This is a genomic window from Lapidilactobacillus wuchangensis (assembly GCF_003946645.1).
Taxonomy (GTDB): domain Bacteria; phylum Bacillota; class Bacilli; order Lactobacillales; family Lactobacillaceae; genus Lapidilactobacillus; species Lapidilactobacillus wuchangensis.
This window is the reverse complement of sequence record NZ_RHOU01000007.1, coordinates 1-19,364: the sequence shown is the minus strand read 5'-3', so window position 1 is coordinate 19,364 and position 19,364 is coordinate 1. Positions and strand designations below refer to the sequence as shown.

The window sequence follows — 19,364 nt, the reverse complement described above, 5'->3', positions numbered from 1 at the left end:
TGTTCGTAACGCCTACTATCTTAACTTAAGGTTTTAAATATTTGCAAGTTATTTTGTGCTAGGAGGATTATCATGCAAGAGGCTTTGAATGATACTCAGGAATTAAAAGATTTACAAAAGCAAAAGAAAAAAATGCAAAACCGGCGTGGTAAACGATTATTTTACCTCATTATTCCATTTATAATTTTGGTTTTGCTGTTCTCATATTACCCACTGTTTGGTTGGGTATACGCGTTCTTCGATTATCAACCACCAATTCCGCTGAGTCAAAGTGAATTCGTCGGTTGGAAATGGTTTGCGATGTTGATCCAAAACAAAACGCAAATGCATCAAATCGTTCAGGTATTAGCGAATACCTTTGCCATGAGTTTTCTTAATATTTTGACTTCATTCTTACCCGTTTTATTCGCAATTGGTTTGAACGAAATCAGAAATAAGCACTGGAAGAATATCATTCAGACGTTAACCACTTTACCAAACTTTATTAGTTGGGTTTTGGTTTACTCAATCGCTTTTGCAATGTTCTCTAGCAGCGGTATGGTTAACACCTTGTTGCAAAACTGGCACTGGATTGCTGAACCAATCAAATGGTTGGATAGTGATTCTCATACTTGGTTGAAGATGTTGCTTTGGAACTTATGGAAAGGCTTAGGCTGGGGTTCAATTATGTACTTGGCTGCTATTGCCGGAATTGATCCTGAACTTTATGAAGCCGGACGGGTTGACGGTGCCAACCGTTTGCAATTGATCCGTCACATTACAATTCCTGCATTGATGCCAACTTACTTCGTTATGTTGATGTTAGCAATTTCTAACTTCCTGTCAAACGGGATGGACCAGTTCTTCGTATTCCAAAACGCCTTTAACTTAACTCATATCCAAGTGCTTGACTTATACGTTTATAACGTTGGTATGGGAAATAACAGTTTGTCCTTAGCGACGGCGTTATCAATGTTAAAGAGTATCGTCAGTGTGGTTCTCTTGTATGTCGTCAACTTTGTTTCCAAGAAGACCCGTGGCGAGTCCATTATTTAGTGGACCAGGATGTCAATGAGATAGGAGCGTGTGAAAATTGTCTAATATTGAAAAAAGTGAAGTCACTGGTGGCGAACGTGCTTTCAAGGTATTCAACTATTTATTCTTTATCATTTTTACCTTGATCTGTGTGTACCCATTCTATTACTTAATTATTAATAGTCTTTCTGCTAATAACTTGTCAGCAGCTGGGAGCATCAATTTCTGGCCTAAGGGTTTACACCTTTCCAACTATGCAGCCGTCCTGAAACTTGATGGCTTGCCATTAGCAGCATTAGTTTCTGTTGGCCGTACGGTGATTGGGACTGTCTTAACCGTGATGGCCTCAGCATTCTTAGGTTTCATGTTTACCCAAGAAAAAATGTGGCATCGGAAGTTCTGGTATCGCTTCGTCATTGTGACAATGTACTTCAATGCCGGCTTGATTCCAATGTTCATTACAATGAAGAACTTGCACTTAACGAACACATTTTGGGTTTACGTTTTACCTGCAATCGTACAACCATTCAACATTATTTTGGTTAAAACATTTATTGAATCATTACCTAAGTCGTTGGAAGAAGCGGCTGAACTCGATGGTGCAACTACTTTACAAACATTCTGGAAAGTTGTTTTGCCAAGTTGTACACCAATCCTTGCCACAGTAGCTATCTTTACTGCCGTTGGTCAATGGAACTCATTTCAGGATACATTAATTTATATCACAGATCAGAAGCTATATTCTCTTCAGTATTTGCTTTACCAGTACATCAACCAAGCTAGTTCGCTAGCGGCAATGGTCAAAAATAATGCAGGAGGTGCGTTAAACATGGGTGCGGTGGCAACACAACAAACGCCAACATCCATTCGTATGACCGTATCAATTATCGTTGTTTTACCAATCATGTTTATTTATCCAATGTTCCAGAGATATTTTGTTAAAGGGATTATGCTCGGAGCTGTGAAGGGTTAGTATCTTTAGGAGGTAAGTGGAAGAATTATGAAGATGAAAAAATTAGCATTAATGGCAACTACGTTTGCGGCAGTTGCATTAGCATTAGCAGGGTGTGGCAAGTCTAACGACAGCGCCACTGAAAAAGACGATGGCAAGTTAATGAAGGTCACTGTCTATGATGATTTAGCAAACTATCAAGGGACCGCTAAAGGCTGGTTCGCCAAGATGGTTAAAGACAAGTTCAATATTGAAATGAACATTGTCGCTCCTAACGTTGCCGGTGGTGGTAGTACTTTATTTGATACTCGTTCTGCTGCAGGTAACTTAGGTGATATCGTCATTACTGGTTCAAATGATGGCCGCGCTAAGAAATTAGTTAAAGCTGGTTTAATTTCAGATATGACACCATATATGAAGGGTATGAAGTACCTCAAGCAATACTCTGGTGCCACAGACGCTTTCCAAAAGGTCGCTGGCGTTAAGTCAGGTATTTATGGGATCCCTGCATCAGTTAGTTCTTCGTCACCAACATCATCATCAGAAGGTACTGAACCAACATTCGGCCCTTACATTCGTTGGGACTTATATAAAGAAGTCGGCTACCCAGAAATCAAGACTTTAGATGACTTGATTCCGATCTTAAAGGAAATGCAAACTAAAGCCCGCGCTGAAAATAATGATCAAAAGATTTATGCTTTGTCATTATTCAAAGACTGGGATGGCAATATGATGAATAATGCCAAGCAACCAACAACTTTCTATGGTTATGATGAATTAGGTTTCGTCTTAGCTAAGGCTGATGGTTCTGATTACCAAAGCATTACGCAAACGAACGGCCAATATGTTAAAGCTTTGCGTTTCTTCAACAAAGCAAAACAAGCTGGCTTAGTTGATCCTGAATCTTCAACTCAAAACTACGATACCATGTATTCTAAATATACTGATGGTAAAGCATTATTCTCATTCTGGCCATGGTTAGGCCAAGCAGCTTACAACACAACTGCTAACAAAGAAGCTGGCAAAGGCTTTATGCTGGCACCAGTTCAAGATATGAAGATCTTCTCTTATGGGAATACAACTAATGGTTCAAGTACCTTTATCGGTATTGGTAGCAAAGCTAAGAACAAGCAACGTTTAGTTAAGTTCATTAACTGGTTGTACTCACCAGAAGGTGTTTCTGCAGCCGGTGCTCAAACTGGTGGTACTTCAGGTCCTGAAGGTTTGACTTGGAAGATGGATGGCAAACAACCTGTCTTAACTGACTTTGGTAAGAAAGTCTTCTTAGAAGGCGGCGCTAAGGTTCCTGCTAAGTGGGGCACTGGTAACTACAAAGATGGTGTTTCTCAATTGAACTACCCAGCAGTTATGCCTAATGACATCAACCCTGAAACGAAGTACTCATATAGTTATACTTTGTGGCCATCAGTTCTTAAAGATACTAAGACTAAGTTGGATACAGACTGGTCTTCACACATGGACAATGCCACAACAACAATGGACTACTTGAAGAAAGAAAAGAAGATCTTAGTCGCTCCAGGTGCAAGCTATGTAACTCCTGAAGAAGATTCTGAAATTTCTTCATTACGTGGTCAAATCAAGACTCAAATTGTTAACACTTCTTGGAAGATGACTATGGCTAGCAGCGATTCTGAATTCGATAGCTTATTGAAGAAGATGCAATCAACTGTTGACGGCTTAGGTTACAAGAAAGTCTTGAAAGTTGACATGAAGAATGCCAAGGATCAAAACAAAGCCCGTGTTGCAATTAAGAAAGAATACGCTAACAAGAAATAGTTAGTTCAAAACAAAAGTTAGTAGACTTTGAGGGGCTGTGCTAGGTCCGAGCAGAATTGTTTCGTTAAATTATTTGCTGTGAACAAGCTCCGCAACCCAGAAATTTCTGTTTAACGTCGACACCCTCAGAATCTAATGCTGATTCTGAGGGTGTTTTGTTTATGAAAATAACAGATTTTACACGGAATAAAGTCTGACTACACTGGTTTAATAGCGTGAAGCTGAATAGTGCCAAGACTTCCCCAATTTGGTTTGGTGGTGGCTGGGCGATTTAGAGGGCGTGGAACATGGTGGGCGTTGATCTGAGCCCCTCCTGCGAACGGTCTCAGATACAAGCCTTATTCTAACCGCTAAAGCGGCAAGAATAATTTCACCATTGACGCCAATCGCCAAGCCACCACCAGAATATACTAACAGAACTGATTACCATCGTTCGGAAAAACAGGTTGGTGTGAACTAATAGTTTGATTGACAAGCTTTCTGGGGTTGACAAAATCAGCAGGTTATAGAGTTGGAAATGGATGATCAATTAGACTGTTTTGGTTTTACTATTCAAACTTAGTATTAACATCAGTTTAGCAAAGTTGAGTAACTCCACAATAACTGCCTTAATCACTAACAACAGTAAAGTGCACTACCTCAACTCCAGACGAAATGGAGGGCGTGGTTGTCAGCCGCCAAATTTTTCTTAGCGATTTATCGCTTAGAAGAAGGCTCGTATTTGAAACAATTTGGTTTTTAATTGGTTCAAATCGACGCCGGCAGCGTTCCACAACCAGCAAGCCCGGAATGAAGTCAGAACCAATTCTGTTTGTTAACTTCACACCATTACTTGTTAGTGAGACTTCATTATAGGAAGGATTCGTTTAAATTGTTGTTAGAAAAGAATTCTAAATTAATTTTTATTGGCGATTCAGTCACTGATTGTGGCCGTGATTACAATGCTGAACCAGCTGGCTGGGGCTCGCTCGGTAATGGCTATGCCAACTTAGTCAACGCCGCTTTAACAGCCCTTTATCCCGAATACCGAATTATGGTGATCAATAAGGGTGTTAACGGCAATGATATTCTGAAATTATCCGCTCGTTGGCAACAAGATGTCTTGGATCTAAAGCCTGATTATGTGTCGGTTTTAATCGGGGTCAACGATGTTTGGCGCCATTTCGATAATGCGGTCTTTCAGCAGCGTGATGATTTAGTCGATTTAGCTTTATATCGTCAGAAATACCAAGACTTGATTGATCGAACCAAGCCGAATGTTAAACAGATGATGATTATGAGCCCAGCCATGTTTGAACCGAATCATCAGGATCCAATGCGGGCTCAAGTTGATCAGTATCGGCAAGTAGCTGAGGAATTGGCTCACAAAAATGGTTTACTTTATATCGATACGCAAAAAGCAATTGATCATTTCTTAGAAACAACTTCAAGTTATATTTTGACCCAAGACCGGGTTCATCCTGGTGATTATAAAGGTCATATGTTAATGGCCAACACTTGGTTAAATGCCATAGATTTTGATTGGAAACGAGGACAATAATGGTTACTACTGTTGAAGAAATAAAGAAGTATAACGAACAAGGCCCGTTCAAGGCTAATTGGGAATCACTTAGTCAGTTTGAAGTGCCAAAGTGGTTCAAACAAGCCAAGTTTGGTATTTTCACTCATTGGGGACTTTATACCGTTCCTGAATATCGCAATGAATGGTACTCCAGAAACATGTATATTCAAGGCTACCCTGAATACGAGCACCATCGTAAAACTTATGGTCCGCAAGATAAATTTGGTTATAAAGACTTTATTCCGATGTTCACCGCGAAGAAATTTGATCCTCAAGAATGGGTTGATTTATTCAAACGGGCTGGGGCGAAGTATTATTTCCCAGTTGCTGAACATCATGACGGTTTCCAAATGTATCATAGCGAGATTTCTCATTATAATGCCTACGAAATGGGACCTAAACGCGATATTATTGGCGAGTTAAAAACAGCCACGCAAAACGCTGGCTTACACTTCTGTACTTCTAATCATCGAGCTGAACATTGGTGGTTCATGAGCCATGGTCGTGAATTCAAGAGTGATATTCATGATCCAATGAAGAAGGGCGACTTCTACTGGCCAGCAATGCCGGAGCCATATAACCAAGCACTTTTCAGTGATCCTTATCCAACGACTGAATATTTGGATGATTGGTTAATGCGGGTGGTTGAAATTATTGACCGCTACCAACCAGAATTATTGTACTTTGACTGGTGGATTCAGCATGATGCTTTCAAACCATACATTCAGCAATTAGCGGCTTATTACTATAATAAAGGCCATGAACTTGGTTTCCCAACTGGTATTTGTTTCAAGTATGACGGCATGGCCTTCGATACGGGGATTACTGACGTTGAACGTGGTGGTTTTGCCACACCAAAGCCGTTCTACTGGCAAACCGATACGGCCATTGCCAACAATTCTTGGTGCTATACAAATTCATTGGAATATAAATCCGTTAACGAAATTTTGATTACGTTGGCTGATGTTGTTAGCAAGAATGGTAACTTACTGTTAAATGTTGGTCCTAAAGCTGACGGTTCAATTGCTGATCATGACCGGCAAATGCTTGAAGAAATCGGCGATTGGCTAGCGGTTAATGGTGAAGGTATCTATGGTAGTTCACCTTGGAAAATCAGTAATGAAGGGCCAACGAATATTAAAGAAGGTATGTTCCAAGACTTATCTGCTTTGCATTATGGCATCAAAGATATTCGTTATACTGCCAATCATGGCAGTGTTTATGCCTATGTGCTTAATCCTGAAGGTCAGACACAAACAACTTTGACCGCTTTCCATGAATTCGACGAGAAAAATGAACCAACTTTCCATGGTGTTATTAAGTCAGTTGAGCAATTAGGTCAAGGTGAAACCACGTGGCAAATTAAACCAGAGGGCATGGTCGTGAACATCAAACCTGATGCAGCTAATCATCCTGTTGGTATTAAAATTAATTTGAAGTAAAGGATCGCGACAATCATGCAATTAATCGAAAAAACAATTAAAACAAAACTTACTGACAATGCTAAATTTTATGGCTACGTTTTAGATAACTCAGAAGAAATGGATATTAATCGGCGGCGGCCAGCGATTCTAGTGATTCCTGGCGGGGGTTATGTGATGACCTCTGATCGTGAAGCTGAACCAGTGGCCATTAAGATGCTTTCTAAAGGTTATCAGGCTTTTATCTTACGTTATAATGTTGCGCCAGTTCATTACCCAGCATCATTATTGGAAATCGCCAGTTCGGTCAAATTAATTCGCGACAACGCCGAAGCTTGGCATGTTGATCCAGATAAGATCATCGTTGCTGGTTTCTCTGCCGGTGGTCATTTAGCTGCTAATTTAGCAACTGCTTGGAATAGCAAGCTGTTGAAAGATTACGGTTATCAAAGTGCTGACATCAAGCCTAATGGTTTGTTACTGGGCTACTCAGTCATTTCATCAGGTAAGTATGCGCACGTTGACTCCTTTAAGAATTTGCTTGGTGATGACTATGATAATGAAGCCATTCGCGAGAGTGTGTCTTTGGAGAAACAAGTCACAGCTGATACACCGGCAACTTTCTTATGGCATACCTATACTGATGATTGTGTGCCAGTTGAAAATACATTACTGTTTGCTGACGCACTGAAAAAGGCCAATGTGCCATTTGAAATGCATATCTTCCCTAAAGGTGGTCACGGCTTAAGCATTGCGACTGCTGAAACAGCCATTCCTAACGGTTATGGCATTCAACCAGAAGTTAGCGTTTGGCCAGATTTATTTGCAACTTGGGTCAAGAATACTTTTAATAATTAAAAAAATTCGGAAGAGTGGTGACTAGCAATGAAGTTCTTATGTTTTGATGTTGGTGGGACTTTCGTTAAATATGCCGTCTTTAATGAACAAGCAGAATTTTTGGTCAAGGATAAATATCCGACTGATTCTTCGACACCAGCTAAGTTTTTTACACAAATGGCAGCTATTGCTAATCAATATAACGATTTAACTGCAATTGGCATTAGTTTTCCTGGCTTCATTGACACCGATAGTGGTGTTGCGGTTCGTGCCGGTGCTTTAGGTCAACTAGATGGTCAGAATATTGTGCAATCATTAAGTGCTAAACTTGATCGTCAAGTACCAGTGGCCATCGAAAATGATGCTAAATGTGCTGCTTTAGCTGAAAAGTTAAATGGTAATGCCCAAGATGTGCATGATTTTGCCGTCATCACATTAGGTACTGGCGTTGGTGGTGGCATTGTGATCAACAACCAAGTCTTACATGGTGCTGGTTTCCGGGCTGGCGAATTTGGCATGATGGTCACTGATTACACTGCTAAAGGTGTGGCCACCTTACATGATTTAGCTTCAACAAGAGCTTTGGTCACTCGTTATGCAGAAGCTAAGCAGTTATCTCCAGATGAAGTTTCTGGTGAACAAATTATGGCTAATCTAGCCGATCCTACTACTAAATCAGTGGTTGAGAAATGGGCCGAACATGTCGCAATTGCGATTTATAATCTAGTTGTGACTAATGCGCCACAACGCGTGTTAATCGGTGGTGGGATCAGTCAGAATCCATTGGTCATGCCATTTATTCAAGAGGCTTTGCAGAAGATGCCATCTTGGTCTGACTTCCAGGCCGAAGTTGGTACTTGTGCTCATCATAATGATTCTGGCCTAATTGGGGCTTTATCATTAGCAACAAAGACAGTTAAGGAGGCTTCATAATCGTATGTATTATCAAAAATTAGATGATTTTCCTAAGAATTTCCTTTGGGGCGCTGCTTCGGCTGCTTACCAAATCGAAGGCGCTTATAACGAAGACGGTAAAGGCCCATCAATCTGGGATACTTATGCCCATACTGAAGGCAACACTTATAAGGGTACCAATGGTGATGTAGCGATTGATCATTATCATCATCTAGAAGAAGACGTTGGTTTAATGGCCAAAATGGGCTTGAAAGCTTATCGTTTCTCCGTTGCTTGGAGTCGGGTGATTCCTGACGGCGAAGGTGAAGTCAATCAAGCTGGTTTAGATTTCTATATTCGCTTAGTGAAATTATTAAAAGAAAATCATATTGAACCAGTTTTGACGTTATATCACTGGGATTTACCACAAGCTTTACAAGATAAATATTTAGGCTGGGAATCACGGAAAACCGTTGACGCTTTTGCTAAATATTGCCGGGTCTTATTTGAAACCTTCAAGGATGACGTGAAGTATTGGGTCACCATGAATGAACAAAACGTCTTTACTGGCCTAGGCTATCGTTGGGGCAATCATCCACCTAAAGTTACTGATATTAAGCGGATGTATGCGGCCAACCATATTGTGAACTTGGCTAATGCCACAGCAATCAATTTATTCCACGAAATGGTACCAAAAGGGTTGATTGGACCAAGCTTTGGTTATGGTCCCGTTTATCCATTAACTGGCGATCCGAACGATGTTTTGGCTTCAGTTAATGCTGATGACTTCAACAATAACTGGTGGCTAGATGTTTACTGCCGTGGAGAATATCCATACTTCATGATGAAGCGTCTGCAAGCTATGGGCATTGCCCCAGAAGTGACAGCTGCTGATCAGAAATTATTGAAGAGTGCTAAACCTGACTTCTTAGGCATCAATTACTATCATGGTGGCACGGTGCAAACAAACCGGCTCCAAAAGAAAGTTGCTGATAACGATAAGAAGGACTTCTCATCAACTGATCCATACTTGATGCAGCCTAAAGAAGATCAGGCCCAATCACCTGAAATTCCGATGTTCAATTCTGTTTCAAGTCCTTATCTTGAAAAGACAGAATGGGGCTGGGAAATTGATCCAATTGGTTTCCGGGTAGCTTTACGGCAAGTCTATGAGAAATATCGTTTACCAATTTTCGTGACTGAAAATGGCTTAGGTGCGGCTGATCAGTTAGTTGACGGTCAAGTCAATGATGATTATCGAATTAAGTATTTAGCTGACCATGTTAAAACCATGAAGGAAGCTATCACTGATGGTGTGGAAATGATCGGCTATTGTGCCTGGTCATTCAGTGATTTACTCAGCTGGTTAAACGGTTATCGCAAACGTTATGGTTTTGTTTATGTCGACCGGGATGACGATGGTCCTAAGGAACTTAAACGGATCCCTAAGGCTAGCTATTATTGGTATCAGAAATTGATTGCGAACAATGGCGCTGACGTGCAGGAGAAAAATGACTAAAAAACCGCCTGCATTTCTGGGTAATTTAACCAAATTTGATAGCGTTTGCACTAATTAGTTGCTTCTCGCCACATTTTAGTAGACAATATGAATAAAGTAGTTAGTTAGGCCACCCAAGTAACTTATTGTTAAACGCTTTATTTTGGGTAGCAATAATCATAATGAGCGTGCTGAGACCTGGCGTAGAATGGCTTGTCACTGAGCACAATCATTATTAATGGAAAAGTCTGCATCAACTTGACTGAACTGATGAATGGAAATAACGATTAATTATTTTAAAGATTAGCACTGCTTAGATTAGGTTGGCAGTCATCTTTGGTAAAAAGCGATTTCTACCAGCAGTAAGCAGCTTGATAATCTGATTATATAGTAGGCAAAAGTCAAAACTTCATGGTTAAATGATAAATGATTTGTGCTTAACTTGATTGCAGACGCTAATGAAAAATCAGAATAATCTGGAGTAGGGCGTTATGATGCAATCAAACAAAAATTTAGTGCGTGTTTTAAATGAGCAACGGGTTTTGCAACAGGCGTTTAATTACGGCCCAATTTCCCGAAGCCAAATTTCGAAGAATTTAAATCTGAACAAGGTCACTGTTTCTGATATTGTTGCCAGTTTAATTGATCAAGCTTATTTGATTGAATTAGGCCAAGGTGATAGTACTAAGAATGGTGGTCGCAAGCCAACTTTGTTGAAATTCAACGCTCAGTTGGGTTATGTGGTGAACTTTGATTTAGGTTACGATTATATTGATCGGATGTTTAATCTGATGGATGGCCGCGTAGTCAGCGTTGAGCGCTACCCAGCTAAGGATATGTCGATTGAGGATCGCTTGGAATTAATGTCCAGCTTGGTGCATACCGAGCGGCTACAGGCTGATGTGCCATTATTAGGTGTTTCAGTTGCCGTTCACGGTATTATTGATCAGAATCAAGTCTTGTATACGCCATTTATTGATTTTAAAGGTTTAGATATTGCCAAGATTCTTGAAGAAAAACTGGAAGTACCAGTCTTACTTGAGAACGAAGCCAATCTTTCGGTTATTTATGAACGTGATTTTGAAAGTCGGGATGACATCGATAACATTGTTTGTATTAGTATCCATAAGGGGATTGGTGCGGGTATTATCATTAACAACGATCTGTATACGGGCAAACATGGTGAAGCCGGTGAAATTGGTCACCAAGTTATTTACGATCAGGACTTCATGAATCATCGCGAACCTAATACGATTGAGAAATATTGCTCGGAAGATTCCGTTTTGGACACGATTCGACAAGTGACCAAACAAGCGGATATTCAGACAGCTGATATTTCAAGACTCTATTATCAAAATGATGCGCAAGTCCATTTGATTGTTGATGATTTCTGCTTCTATATTGCCAATATTATTTACAATACGATTGTGACTTTCGATCCCAAGCGAGTGGCGTTGAACTCAAGTCTAGTCTCAGCGATTCCTGAATTGTTAACTAAAATCAAATTGAATATTCCTCATTTAACCAATGATGAAACCCAAGTTGACGTGGTTGATAATGTGCGCAATGCGACGATGCTAGGCGGCTGTTCCATGATCATTCACCATATTCTTGAACTAAACAGTGGTCAATTATTCTTCAGATAAAAATGAAACCATTTCCGATTAATTTCGGGAATGGTTTTTTGTGTTGATTAGGTGCTAAGACTTCCCCAATTGGAATGGTGGTTGCTGGACGATTCCAGTGATTGGCAAGCGTAGTAATTAGTATTGCTTAATTTAAATTGGTTTTGGGCAGTAGAGTGGACAACTCCGTTCCGGCCGGCGGGGTGTGGAACGCTGCCGACGCTGATTTAAGCCTTTGCTGTACAAAGTCTTAAATACAGGTCTTGTTCTAAGTGGCACAGCCACCAAGAACAATTTGGCGGCTGACACCCCGGCGGCCTGCACTGCGTTTTGAGTGAGGCTGGTTCAATTTAGATTAGTCGGATTAAATGCCAGTACCGGTAAAGTTGGTGTGACCCGGTAATCGGCTGATGAAATTAGGAAACTCAGCACCACTATTTAGAAAAATAGATTGTAGAAACTAACAAAGATTGTTTGACAATTTTTCTGGATGAAACCAGGAACTGCCAAGCAAGCTTATTTTGTGCACTGTTTAGTTGTCAGAATAATTCTAGTCAAGTTGATTTGTCCTACTGCAATTGCCTTAACATCTAATACTGCTGAAATGCACTACCTTAACTCCAGACGAAATGGAGGGCGTGGTTGTCAGCCGCCAAATTCTTCTTAGCAATTTATTGCTTAGAAGAAGGCTTGTATTTGAAACAATTGCGGTCTTCAATTGGTTCAAATCGATGCCGGCAGCGTTCCACAACCAGAAAGCCCGCAATGGCGTCAGATTCAGTTCTGCCCCGTGTTTTCACCGGGTTTTTGAGCATCAGTATAACGATAAATTGACTACTAAAATTCGGCTGATATTTTTTTAAATTGTTGGTGACAAACCCTTGTTTATTTTTTAGGAAAGCGCTATACTATTTCTGTAAGTAAGTTAATTATATAAACAAACTAAATAAAGTTCTGGAGGCTTTTCATAATGGCTAAAACATACTTCCCTAACGAAGGTAAAATTCCTTTTGTTGGGACTAAAGAATTAACATCTGGCTTAGGTTATCACTATTACAACGCTGACGAAGTTGTCGGCGGTAAGAAAATGCGCGACTGGTTACGTTTCTCAGTTGCTTACTGGCATACTTTTGGCCAACAATTAAACGATATCTTCGGCGATGGCACGGCTGTTCGTCCTTGGAATGGTTTAACTGGTATGGACCTTGCTAAAGCTCGTGTTGAAGCATCATTTGAATTCTACGAAAAAATGGGCGTTGACTTCTATTGCTTCCATGATCGTGACGTTGCTCCTGAAGGCTTGACTTTACGGGAAACAAACAAGAACTTAGACGAAATTACTGATATGTTTGCTGAATATCAAAAACAAACTGGGATGAAGGTTCTTTGGAACACAGCTAACATGTTCACTAACCCTCGCTTCGTTTCTGGTGCTGCTTCATCACCATTCGCTGACATCTTCGCTTATGCTGCTGGCCAAGTCAAAGAAGGTTTGGACATCGCTAAGAAAGTCGGCTCTGAAAACTATGTCTTCTGGGGCGGCCGTGAAGGTTACGAATCATTATTAAACACTGACATGCAACGTGAACAAGAACATTTAGCTAAGTTCTTCCACATGGCTGCAGATTACGCTAAGGAAATTGGTTACGAAGGTCAATTATTACTCGAACCAAAGCCTAAGGAACCAATGATGCACCAATATGACTTTGACGCTGCGACAACGATCAACTTCATGAAGACTTACGGTTTGGATGGCACTTACAAGTTGAACCTTGAAGGTAACCATGCTAACTTAGCTGGTCACACTTACCAACACGAAATCCGGGTTGCTCGTGAAGCTGGCTTGTTAGGTTCATTGGATGCCAACCAAGGCGACAAGTTAATTGGCTGGGATATTGATGAATTCCCATCTGACTTATACGAAGCTACTTTAGCAATGTACGAAGTTGTTGAAAACGGCGGCTTAGGTCGTGGTGGTTTGAACTTCGATGCTAAACCACGCCGTTCATCATTCACTGTTGATGACATGTTCTATGGCCATATTGTTGGTATGGATACCTTCTCAGCTGGTTTGAAGGTTGCTTTGAAGTTGAAGGAAGATAAAGTCTTTGAAAACTTCATTACTGACCGTTATGCAAGCTACGATTCAGGTATTGGCGCTGATATCGAATCCGGCAAGGAAGACTTCAAGTCATTGAATGATTACATCATTGACAAGCCACAAACTGCCTTATTAGCAGCAACTAAGTCAGGTCGGATCGAAGAATTGAAAGATACTTTGAACCACTATATCATCGAAACTTTACATTAATCATTAATTAAAAAGACAAGAAAAAGAGTAGGGCAATAACATTGCTTTGACACAAGATGTGGCAAAGACGGACGTAACAGTCAGGTGTTTGCCCGGCTCTTTTTTTATGGAAAAATAAAGTGAGGATAAATCATGAAATACGTTATTGGTGTTGACCTAGGTACCAGTGCGGTTAAAGTTCTGTTAGTCGATCAAACTGGTCAGGTAACCGCGCAAGCTAGTGCTGCTTATCCATTACAGCAACCACAACCTGGTTATAGCGAACAAAATCCTGAAGATTGGATCATTGGCGTTAAAGCTGCTATCCAGAAATTATTTACGACTAGTAAAGTTGCGGCTAGTGATATTGAAGGGCTCAGCTATTCCGGTCAAATGCACGGCTTAGTTTTATTGGATGCTGCTGGTAAAGTTTTGCGGCCAGCAATTCTTTGGAACGATACCCGGACGACCAAGCAGTCTGAAGAAATTATGGCTAAAATGGGCGACAAATTCCTTGAAATTACCCGTAATCGACCATTAGAAGGGTTCACCTTGCCTAAGATCCTTTGGGTCAAAGAAAATGAACCTGAAATCTTCAAGCAAGCGGCAACGTTTGTTTTGCCGAAGGATTATGTGCGTTATCGCATGACCGGCGAATTGAATATGGAACTCTCTGACGCCGCTGGAACAGTCATGGTGGATATCGCCAAGAAAGCTTGGAGTCAAGAAGTTTGCGACGCTTTTGATTTGCCAATGTCAATTTGCCCACCATTAGTTGAAGCCACTGACAAAGTTGGCACGATTTCGGCTGAATTTGCTAAAGAAAGTGGTCTCTCAGCAACGACCTCTGTTTTTGGTGGTGGTGCTGATAATGCTTGTGGTGCCATTGGTGCTGGTATTTTGCGGCCTGATCAAGCGATGTGCAGTATTGGGACTTCTGGCGTGATCCTCGCTTATGAGCCAGATACTCAAGCCGACTATCACGGTCAATTACATTTCTTTAACCATGCCGTTCCTGGCCGTTTCTATTCCATGGGCGTCACTTTAGCTGCTGGCTATAGTTTGAGCTGGTTTAAGAAGACTTTCGCTCCAGAAGCTTCATTTAACGATTTCGTTGGTAGTGCATCGACTTCAACGATTGGTGCCCACGGTTTGTTGTTTGCACCTTACATTGTTGGTGAACGGACACCGTACGCCGACGCGAAAATCCGTGGTAGTTTTATTGGCATTGATGGGAAACAAACACGGTCTGATTTCGTTCGCGCCGTGCTAGAAGGAATTGTCTTCTCCTTCCGCGATATTTTAGATATTTACGAAGCTAATGGTAAGAATTTCAAGCAATTAGTTTCTATTGGTGGTGGCGCCAAGAGTGAACTTTGGTTACAAATTCAAGCTGATATCTTTAATAAAGAAGTTGTGCGTTTGGAAAGTGAACAAGGGCCTGGTATGGGCGCTGCCATGATCGCCGCTGTTGGCTTAGGCTGGTTCAGTGACTTTAGCGGTTGTGCTCAGAAGTTTATCGCCGTCAAAAAAGTTTATCAACCAAATCCAGAGCATGTTGCTGAATATCAACAGCTACATCAGATTTATCAACAGATTTATCCCCAAACGAAAAAAATGACTGGTGCGCTACTAGATTTTGAGGAGTCACATCAAGTATAATTCAGAGCGTAAACGCTTTATTCAAATTGAGAGGTCTAAATTTTTAGTATGAAAATTTTGGGTTATCAACCACGAGAACTTGCCATTCGCAGTGGCTTTGCATTAATTGGTGTGACAATTCAAGGCTTCGGAGCGGCAACGTTGCGGGTCGCGGGTGTGGGCGTGGACCCATACTCGGCAGCAAATATTGGCGTCGGTAAATTGCTTGGTATGAGTCTGGGTATTTATCAACTGATTATTAACGCTGTGATTTTGATTGCCATGTTGCTGTGGGGCCGTAAATATATCGGTACTGGTAGTGTTTTTAATATGGTTTGCGTCGGTTTCTTCATTGATTTATTTACGGCGATATATCATGATCAATTCCATTTGACCAAGGTTTCGCTACCTGTTGAAATTGTGATGCTAATTATCGGTACATTGATTTTTACCTTTGGTGCCTCGTTTTATATGGCAGCAAAAGTGGGGACCTCACCTTACGATGGCATTTCGCCAATGATTGTCGACCATACTGGCTGGCATTATCGACCAGTCCGTCTAGTTCAAGACATTAGTTTCTTGGGCTTGGCTTTACTAGTTGGTGGTCCTGTCGGTATTGGTACGATTGTTACCGCCTTTTGTTGCGGGCCTTTCATTGTCTTCTGGGACGAAAAGATCGGTTCCCCATTAATTGAACATTACAGTCGGCCCAAGGTTACTGAAGTGGAATAGTGACTGAACTTCCTCAATTTAAACCGATTTTGGGCAGAGTAGTGGACAACTCCGTTGCGGCGGTTGGAGTGTGGAACGTTGCGGGCGTTGATTTGAGCTTTCAAAATTAAAGCAAAACTGGTGCAAGACTCCCCCAATTGGAAAAGGTGGTTGCTGGGCGATTGTTTTGGCGTGGAACGCTGTGGCCGTCGATTTGAGCTTATTGCTGCGCAACAATCTCAAATTCGAGGCTTATCGTAAGTGCTAAAGCACCAACGATAATTTCACAGCTGACGCCAATCGCCCAGCAACCACCTGATAAAACTAACGAAATTGATCACCACTGTTTGGCCGAACCAGATTGTGGTAAGACAAAATCGGTGTGACAAACTCTACTGAGAATAGAGTCGTCACACCGATTTTTTTATGCTGTTCAACTATTATTACTGATTGAATTGAGATAATGAATCTTGCTAGTATTGACTTAAGCACTAACATAGGTGAAGTGCACTAATTCAGCTCCAGACGGAATGGAGGGATCTTGTCGTCAGCCGCCAAATTGTTCTTAGTGGCCGTGCCACTTAGAACAAGGCTTGTATTTGAGATTGTTGCGCAGCAATAAGCTCAAATCAACGCCGGCAGCGTTCCACGACAAGCAGCCCGGAATGTAGTCAGACGTTATTCAGTTTAAATACCCACACCATAGATTTTTATGCCTGCCTTTATCCGCCTTATTTCTAATTAAGTTCTGAAAGTGTCAGCAAAAAAGCAGTTGGACAAGTTATCAACAAGTAACTTGTACCGACTGCTTTTTGCTGTTCATTATTAGTGTTGCCGTAACCAGACTTGCATCTCGCCAGGTTGGCGATTAGCCCAGGCAAAATAAGGAATAAAGGTTAAACTTTGGGCTGTTGTTGGCCGCGGATTCTGTGCCGATTGATAAAGTTGGTCAGAATTAGTCGAGGTGAGTTTTGCACCGGTTGTGGAAACTGTGGTTAATTTTAGGGGTAAACCCAAATCGACATTATCTTGAATTTGGAAAGTTGATTCAGTGCCAAGACTTAACGTTGGTAAATGGGCACCATTATCGGCCTGCTCCAAACAGTAAACCAGTGGTCCCCGCTCAACAGCAACTTTGCCTAAGTCAGCAGTAACTAATGGGTTGGCTTGCGTCGTGCGAACGGCCATATCTAACGCCAGCTCAATCGTTGTTGTGGCTGGCCAAGGACCAGTTAATTTCAGATAACCGTGATCCAAGTCCAGTAAATCATTTTGCAATTGGCCATTAATTTTAACGGTGTAATTCGCTTGCGACCAATCAGGAATGCGAATGGCAAAAGTGAATTCGGGCTTGTTCTGTGTATTAATGGTGTAGCTGATATTCCCAGACCAGGGATAATTGCCAGATTGCGTAATCGTTAAATCAGCACCGAAAGTGGCGGTGTGACCAACGAATTGGTTGCTGTAAATCGTCTCGTCTTTAACTGTGTATAAGTATTGGTCAAGGGAGGCAATCAACCGCGCCAGATTTGGTGGGCAACAAGCACAGCCAAACCAAGCCGGACGAGAAACTTTGACGTGTGATTTATTCGGATCAAGCGCGCTAGCTTCAGGATTAACGGCCAATGGATTCACGTAAAAGAAGTGTTGACCGTCTAATGACATGCCGCTAATGGTACCATTGTAAAGCTCTCGCTCCATCACATCAGCGTATTCGCCATCAGGATTATTTTCAAGCATTTGCTTGGCGAAAAAGACCATTGCGCAGGAAGCACAAGTTTCGCAGTACATGGTGTCATTAGGCAAATCATAATCAAACGTAAAAGCTTCACCGGCCACAGTCGAACCGACGCCACCAGTGACATACATTTGCTTATCCACAATGTTTTTCCACAAATGTTGACAAGCGGCCTGTAAACTTTCGTCGTGGGTTTGGCGAGCAACGTGGGCCATGCCGGTCAGCAAATAAGTCATCCGCACAGCATGCCCTTCGGCAGCTTGCAGCTCGCGAACGGGTACGTGATTCTGGAAATATTGCTGACCGTTGTCTTCTGGTTCAGCAAAAGGAAAATCAGCTGGCAAAGGTTCATTATTATTTGCTTGTTCAGCAAAAAAGTTAGGCTTGGTGCCACGTTGGTTGATCATATAGGCAGCCAAGTCACTGTAACGTGTTTCGTGAGTTTCATCAGCTAATTTTGCTAAGGCCAATTCTAATTCGGGATGGCCTGGATAACCGTGCATTTTATTTGCTTCGGGACCAAAGTGAGCGTCGATGCAATCGGCCATTTTGGTAGCAATTGTTAAGGCCAATTGATTGCCGGTTGTTTGATAATAAGCGACACCGGCTTCAATGTAGTGGCCCATACAATAGAGCTCATGGCTGAAAGAAACGTGTTGGAACTTTAATTGGGGCGCCCGGATTTGGAAGAAAGTATCCAAATAACCATCTGCCTCTTGGGCTTGACTAATTAACACCAACAGATCATCAGCAGTTTGTTGTAACTTTTGATCAGGGGCGTAACGCAAGGCATAAGCCACGGCTTCCAGCCATTTATAAACGTCGGAATCCTGGAACCAGAAACCGTAAAAATCACCCTGAGCTAAACCAGCAGCAATTTTCAGATTTTGAACGGCATGGCTTTTTTCACTGGCCTTAAAAGCGTTGGCGTTCTCACGCTCAATATCAATTTTGACATCATCATTAATGACCGACCATTGATAAGGAATCATCACGTCTTTAACAATCCGACGATATTCGGACCAAAATGGGTCGGTGATTTGAATTTTAGGTTGTTTCATTTTAACGAGCTCCTTTATTGACTTAACTGTTCTAAGTGTAAAGGCTTTCTTCAATCAGAGAAACTGTCATAGTCGTATAAAAGGTGGACAAAACCGACTATCTGGTTTTGGAATGGGAACTTACCGAGTCTTTCGTAATTGGAAAGGTGTTTGCTGGGTGATCTTAATGGCGCGGAACGCTGTGGTCGTTGGTTTGAAGCCGAACTGGTTTTAGACAGAGTCGCAAACACTTCGTTGCGGCGGTTGGGTTGTGGAACGTTGCCGGCGTTGATTTGAGCTTATTGCTGCGCAACAATCTCAAATACAAGCCTTCTTCTAACCGCT

The 19,364-nt window shown here is 41.6% G+C and carries 15 protein-coding genes; 14 read left to right on the top strand and 1 reads right to left on the bottom strand.

Annotated features, from left to right (window positions below; all coding sequences use genetic code 11):
- The first annotated feature begins 72 nt into the window (after nucleotides 1–72).
- The 14 genes from EKM82_RS07025 (at nucleotide 73) to EKM82_RS06970 (ending at nucleotide 16,262) form a co-directional block, all read left to right on the top strand.
- Nucleotides 73–1,035: an ABC transporter permease gene (locus tag EKM82_RS07025; RefSeq protein ID WP_125767591.1), complete on the top strand. Its 963-nt coding sequence runs from the start codon at nucleotides 73–75 to the stop codon at nucleotides 1,033–1,035.
- Nucleotides 1,036–1,072: 37 nt separating this feature from the next.
- On the top strand, nucleotides 1,073–1,987 hold the full coding sequence (locus EKM82_RS07020; RefSeq protein ID WP_125767590.1) for a carbohydrate ABC transporter permease: 915 nt from the start codon (nucleotides 1,073–1,075) through the stop codon (nucleotides 1,985–1,987).
- Between the two features lie 27 nt (nucleotides 1,988–2,014).
- Complete coding sequence (locus tag EKM82_RS07015; protein WP_225419683.1) at nucleotides 2,015–3,763, top strand: type 2 periplasmic-binding domain-containing protein; 1,749 nt, start codon at nucleotides 2,015–2,017, stop codon at nucleotides 3,761–3,763.
- A 654-nt stretch (nucleotides 3,764–4,417) separates the two neighbouring features.
- Nucleotides 4,418–4,618, top strand: coding sequence for a hypothetical protein (locus EKM82_RS11455; RefSeq protein WP_164508162.1), 201 nt, complete (start codon nucleotides 4,418–4,420; stop codon nucleotides 4,616–4,618).
- A gap of 19 nt (nucleotides 4,619–4,637) precedes the next feature.
- Entirely contained in the window at nucleotides 4,638–5,303 is a 666-nt protein-coding gene (locus tag EKM82_RS07010; RefSeq protein WP_225419682.1) for an SGNH/GDSL hydrolase family protein, read from the top strand.
- Nucleotides 5,303–6,766 carry an alpha-L-fucosidase gene (locus EKM82_RS07005; protein WP_125767588.1) on the top strand — a complete coding sequence of 488 codons (1,464 nt, stop codon included), beginning with the start codon at nucleotides 5,303–5,305 and terminating at the stop codon, nucleotides 6,764–6,766. Before EKM82_RS07010 ends, EKM82_RS07005 begins: the two co-directional genes overlap by 1 nt.
- Before the next feature lie 15 nt (nucleotides 6,767–6,781).
- A complete protein-coding gene (locus tag EKM82_RS07000; protein ID WP_125767587.1) occupies nucleotides 6,782–7,603 on the top strand; it encodes an alpha/beta hydrolase in 822 nt (273 codons plus the stop codon).
- A gap of 27 nt (nucleotides 7,604–7,630) precedes the next feature.
- On the top strand, nucleotides 7,631–8,515 hold the full coding sequence (locus EKM82_RS06995) for an ROK family protein (RefSeq protein ID WP_125767586.1): 885 nt from the start codon (nucleotides 7,631–7,633) through the stop codon (nucleotides 8,513–8,515).
- Nucleotides 8,516–8,519: 4 nt separating this feature from the next.
- Nucleotides 8,520–9,995 (top strand): glycoside hydrolase family 1 protein, encoded by a 1,476-nt coding sequence (locus EKM82_RS06990; protein WP_125767585.1) that lies wholly within the window; start codon nucleotides 8,520–8,522, stop codon nucleotides 9,993–9,995.
- Nucleotides 9,996–10,465: 470 nt separating this feature from the next.
- The gene (locus EKM82_RS06985; protein WP_125767584.1) at nucleotides 10,466–11,620 is read left to right on the top strand and encodes an ROK family protein; all 1,155 of its coding nucleotides are present in this window, start codon (nucleotides 10,466–10,468) and stop codon (nucleotides 11,618–11,620) included.
- 608 nt (nucleotides 11,621–12,228) lie between these two features.
- Entirely contained in the window at nucleotides 12,229–12,462 is a 234-nt protein-coding gene (locus tag EKM82_RS11450) for a hypothetical protein (RefSeq protein WP_164508161.1), read from the top strand.
- A gap of 107 nt (nucleotides 12,463–12,569) precedes the next feature.
- A complete protein-coding gene (xylA, locus tag EKM82_RS06980) occupies nucleotides 12,570–13,910 on the top strand; it encodes a xylose isomerase (protein WP_125767583.1) in 1,341 nt (446 codons plus the stop codon).
- 132 nt (nucleotides 13,911–14,042) lie between these two features.
- The gene (gene xylB / locus EKM82_RS06975; protein WP_191988111.1) at nucleotides 14,043–15,551 is read left to right on the top strand and encodes a xylulokinase; all 1,509 of its coding nucleotides are present in this window, start codon (nucleotides 14,043–14,045) and stop codon (nucleotides 15,549–15,551) included.
- A 48-nt stretch (nucleotides 15,552–15,599) separates the two neighbouring features.
- Entirely contained in the window at nucleotides 15,600–16,262 is a 663-nt protein-coding gene (locus EKM82_RS06970; RefSeq protein WP_125767581.1) for a YczE/YyaS/YitT family protein, read from the top strand.
- 804 nt (nucleotides 16,263–17,066) lie between these two features.
- Here EKM82_RS06970 and EKM82_RS06965 read toward each other — a convergent pair.
- Nucleotides 17,067–19,040 (bottom strand): glycoside hydrolase family 127 protein, encoded by a 1,974-nt coding sequence (locus tag EKM82_RS06965; protein ID WP_125767580.1) that lies wholly within the window; start codon nucleotides 19,038–19,040, stop codon nucleotides 17,067–17,069.
- Nucleotides 19,041–19,364 lie beyond the last annotated feature (324 nt).